Annotated in this window: 3 protein-coding genes; 2 read left to right on the top strand and 1 reads right to left on the bottom strand. The window is 74.8% G+C overall.

Annotation, left to right across the window (positions count from 1 at the left end):
• Positions 1-283 (top strand): GlcG/HbpS family heme-binding protein (locus tag IEZ12_RS37485; protein ID WP_229847127.1); only part of this gene is annotated, 283 nt, incomplete at its 5' end.
• A gap of 108 nt (positions 284-391) precedes the next feature.
• Here IEZ12_RS37485 and IEZ12_RS01055 read toward each other — a convergent pair.
• Positions 392-742: a DUF7144 family membrane protein gene (locus IEZ12_RS01055; RefSeq protein ID WP_100585856.1), complete on the bottom strand. Its 351-nt coding sequence runs from the start codon at positions 740-742 to the stop codon at positions 392-394.
• A gap of 310 nt (positions 743-1,052) precedes the next feature.
• Between IEZ12_RS01055 and IEZ12_RS01050 the strand changes: the two genes are divergently transcribed.
• A complete protein-coding gene (locus IEZ12_RS01050) occupies positions 1,053-2,798 on the top strand; it encodes a SpoIIE family protein phosphatase (protein ID WP_189270320.1) in 1,746 nt (581 codons plus the stop codon).
• The last annotated feature ends 106 nt before the right edge of the window (positions 2,799-2,904 follow it).

The following is a 2,904-nucleotide window of genomic DNA, read 5'->3' as shown; positions in this document are numbered from 1 at the left end:
GATCGTCGAGCTGCGCGGCGACGGCGCCGGCCCGCAGTCCTTCGAGTCCGCCGAGCGCAAGGCCTACACCGCGGTGTCCTGGAACGCGCCGACCTCCGAGCTGGTCAAGCGCCTCGCCCAGGCCCCGAACCTGAAGGACATCCCCGGCACGCTGTTCCTCGGCGGCGGCGCCCCGGTCCAGCTGAAGGGCGCCCCGATCGCGGCCGTCGGCGTGGCCGGCGCCCCCAGCGCCGACCAGGACGAGCAGTTCGCCCAGGCCGGTGTCGCCGCGCTGAACAAGTGACGCCCGGCCGGCGGCAGGGCTGAGCCGGTGGCGCGCTCCCAGGAGGAGCGGGCCACCGGCTCCGGCCGTTGTACAGCGGCGCGAGGGTTCAGGTCGCGCCGCGGCGGTTCAGGCCTCGTGATAGGCGCACAGCGCCCAGATGATGAAGACGTCCAGTGCGATCACCACCACTGACCACAGCGGGTAGTAGGGGATGGCGAGGAAGGAGTCCACCACGCTCACCGAGGCGATGACGATACCGGCGATCCGGGCCCACGCCAGGCCTCTGATCACGAACAGGCCGGTCAGCGCGACCAGCGCGCCGACCACCACGTGGATCCAACCCCATGAGGTCAGGTCGAACTTGAAGACGTAGTTGGGGGTGGTGACGAAGATGTCGTCCCGCGCGACCGCCATGATCCCGCGGAACAACTCCAAGAGACCGGTCACCAGCATCAACACACCGGCGAACAGCACCATCCCGGGCACCCAGGGATTGTGCCCCGGCGCCGGTGAACCGCGTGACCCGGGCGGTGCCGGGGTCGGGCCGACGGACGAGCTCATGGGACCTCCTTGGCCGAAGTGGACCTGTGTCGACCCTCGGCCCGTCCACCCGCCGGGGCACACCGGACGACCCCGTTCGGGTGACCTTCCCGACGCCCGCGCACCCTTCGCGGACCCGCCCGTGACAGCCCCGCCACGGCCCCACCGCGTACCGGATCGCCCCGGCCCCCCGCGCTGTGTTTACTGGTCACAGTGCCCGGGCGCCCGGCGAGGAGGTGCCGCAGCCATGGCCGACACCCGCTGGAACGACCTGCCGCAGCCGCTGCGCCGGCTGCTGGACGGCACGCCCGCCGCCGTCGCCGTCCTCGACACCCGGCTGCGCTTCCGCTACGTCAACCCGGCACTGGCCGTGATGAACGGCCTCCCCGCCGAGAGCCACCTCGGCCGCACCGCCGGCGAACTGCTGCCCGGCCTCGACGCCCGCGAGGACCTGCTGCGCGCCGTGCTCGCCGACGGCCGCCCCCGCGAGATCATCTCCAGCGGCCACACCCGGGCCGGCTCCCCGCAGCACCTCCGGCACTGGCACGGCGCCTACCACCGGCTGGAGGAGGACGGGCGGCCCGTCGGCCTGGTCGGCATCCTGCTGGAGGTCACCGCCGCCCACCGGCAGCAGCACGAACTCGAACAGGCCCGGGCCCGGCTCGCCCTGCTCGACCAGGCCGCCACCCGGATCGGCACCACCCTCGACGTCGAGACCACCTGCGGGGAGCTCGCCGCCTTCCTGACCGACCACCTCGCCGACGCCACCACCGTCGAACTGCTCCCGCACCTCGACAGCCGGCACGCCCGCCCGCTCCCCGACGGCGGCCGCCGGCTGCTGCGCACCGCGATCGCCGCCAAGCCCGAGCTGCTGGAGCAGGTCCGCCTGGTCGGCGAGCGCGGCGAGTACGTCGACTACCGGCCCGACTCCGCCGTGCCGCGCTGCCTGGCCGAGGGCCGACCGGTGATCGAGAACCTGCTGACCGAGGCCGAGCTGCGCCGCACCGCCCCCAACCCGGAGCGGATCGCCGACATCCGGGCGATCGACATCCACTCCGGCATGGTGGTGCCGCTCACTGCCCGCGGCCACCGGATCGGCACCGTCACCCTGCTGCGCGCCGACCCCTCCCCGGGCTTCGACGAGGACGACGCGGTCGCCGCCCAGGACCTCGCGGTGCGCGCCGCCATCACCCTCGACAACGCCCGCCGCTACAGCCGCGAACACGCGGTCGCCGTCGACCTGCAGCGCGCCATGCTCGCCGAACCCGGCACCCCGCACCCCGACCTCACCGTCGCCTTCCGCTACCGCCCGGCCGGCACCGGCGCCCTGGTCGGCGGCGACTGGTACGAGACGGTGGCGCTGCCCGACGGCCGCACCGTGCTGGCCATCGGCGATGTGATGGGCCACGGCATCGAGGCCGCCGCCCACATGAGCCACTACCAGGCGATGCTGCGCGCGATGGCGCTGCTGGAGCCGACCGCCGACCGCCTGCTGACGCGGATGGACGGCCTGGCCGGCGACGTGCACGACTACCGCCCCTCCACCTGCCTGGCGGTGTACGCCGAACCCGCCCGCGGCCGCTACTGCTTCGCCAGCGCCGGCAACCTGCCGCCCGCTGTGGTCCGCCCGAACGGCGAGGTGGCGCTGCTGCCGGTGGAGCCCGGCCCGCCGCTCGGCACCGGGCAGAACGGCTACGTGCCGAGCATCGCGGTGCTGCCGCCCGACCACACCCTGCTGCTGTTCACCGACGGCCTGGTCGAGCGCCGGGACGAGGACATCGACCGCTCGCTGGAGCGGCTCACCGCCCTGCGGCTGCCCGCCGGGGCCGCCCCGGACCGGCTGCTGGACGCGGTGCTGGCCGGCGCCCCCGACCCGGCCGAGGACGACATCGCGCTGCTGGCCGCCGCCCCCGCCCGGCCGCGGCCGGGCCAGGTCCGCAGCCAGGAGGTGCTGGCGGTGCTGACCGGCGGCCGCTGGCAGCCGCTGCGCTGAGCGCGCGGCGGCGCTCAGCCGGTGAGCGTGCGCAGCGCGAGGGTGCGCAGGTCGGCCAGCCGGGCCCGGTCCCAGCCGTGGTAGACGGCGTTGGTGCAGAGCACCA

The organism is Kitasatospora griseola, from assembly GCF_014648555.1.
GTDB lineage: Bacteria > Actinomycetota > Actinomycetes > Streptomycetales > Streptomycetaceae > Kitasatospora > Kitasatospora griseola.
This window is presented reverse-complemented; position numbering and strand designations above follow the sequence as displayed.